The organism is Bradyrhizobium sp. (assembly GCF_030697065.1).
GTDB lineage: Bacteria > Pseudomonadota > Alphaproteobacteria > Rhizobiales > Xanthobacteraceae > Bradyrhizobium.
Genome location: NZ_JAUYQU010000283.1, coordinates 1 through 1,333, shown reverse-complemented (window position 1 = coordinate 1,333; position 1,333 = coordinate 1). Strand labels below are relative to the sequence as shown.

Here is a 1,333-nt window from a genome sequence, read left to right as displayed (position 1 = left end):
TGCAGGGAGTCCCGGACTCGCGAATTCGAATCGGGTTCGTGGTACGAACCTGGTTCGCGGCGCCGTCATTGCGACGGATCGACCGCCGCCGCGGAAGCGGCGGCATATGGCCGTTCGGTGTTCGAACGTCGATAGCGCCGGCGGCGGGCAGCGTCGCCTGCGGCACGCTTGCCGTCATTGCAGCCTTGCGCCCGAATTCCCGACGATTACGGCCCGGCATCAGACACCAACCGAGAAGGCGCACCATTGCTCGACGCCCCCAGGACCACTGAAAAGACCTACGCCGACGGCAAGATCCTGCAGAGCGTGACCGAAGGCGTCGGCATCGTCACCTTCAACAACCCGGCAAAGCGCAACGCCATGTCGCTCGACATGTGGGAAGGGCTTGGCCACGCATTGGTCGAACTGCGTGACGATCCCGACGTGCGCGTCGTGATCATGGTCGGCGCCGGCGACAAGGCTTTTGTGTCCGGCGCCGACATCAGCCAGTTCGAAGAAACCCGCCACAACGCCGAGGCCTCCGAAGAATATTCGAGAAAGAGCGCCGCGCAGCGCGCGCTGCTGGCGGACTATCCGAAACCGACCATCGCCTGCATTCGCGGTTTTTGCCTCGGCGGCGGCATGCAAGTCGCCATGCTGGCCGACATCCGCATCGCCTCCGAGACCAGCCAGTTCGGCATTCCTGCCGCCCGGCTCGGCATCGCCTATGGCTATGAAGGCCTGAAGCACCTGGTGTCGCTGGTCGGGCCGTCCTGGGCGCGGCTGCTGATGTACACCGGCATGCGGATCGATTCAGCCGAGGCGGTACGGATCGGCTTGGTCGACCGCGTGGTGCCCGATGCCGAACTCCGGGACGCGACCATGGAGATCGCCCGCACCATCTCCGGCAACGCGCCGCTCGCCATTCAGGCCGCCAAGATCACCATCGCGCAGGTGTTGAAGGACGAGAGCAACCGCGACATGGACGCGATCAGGGACATCGGCACCGCCTGCATGGATTCGGAGGATTTTCGCGAGGGCCGGCAGGCGTTCATGGAAAAGAGAAAGCCGCAGTTCAGGGGCAGGTAATTCGAGTCCGATCGCCGCGCACAACACTTTCGTCGTCCCTGCGAACGCAGGGACCCATACGCCGCGGCTTCCCGGTTGTATACCGGTGTCATACACCTTCTGCGACAATGACCGTCGGTGGTTTTGGGTCCCTGCGTTCGCAGGGACGACGTTGAGAGATATCGCGCTACGCTCGCCGTCGTCCCTAAAGCGCCGCGATCACCGCCTTCGCGATATCCGCCGTGCCGTTGCTGCCGCCGAATTCCGTCGGCTTGATGCCGTCCGC

General features: G+C 64.3%; 2 protein-coding genes. One reads left to right on the top strand and one right to left on the bottom strand.

Going from position 1 to position 1,333, the window contains the following annotated elements:
- Window positions 1–247 (bottom strand): hypothetical protein (locus Q8R73_RS22205; protein WP_305721696.1); only part of this gene is annotated, 247 nt, incomplete at its 3' end.
- Between Q8R73_RS22205 and Q8R73_RS22200 the strand changes: the two genes are divergently transcribed.
- A complete protein-coding gene (locus tag Q8R73_RS22200; protein ID WP_305721695.1) occupies window positions 247–1,068 on the top strand; it encodes an enoyl-CoA hydratase in 822 nt (273 codons plus the stop codon). The genes Q8R73_RS22205 and Q8R73_RS22200 overlap by 1 nt on opposite strands.
- The last annotated feature ends 265 nt before the right edge of the window (window positions 1,069–1,333 follow it).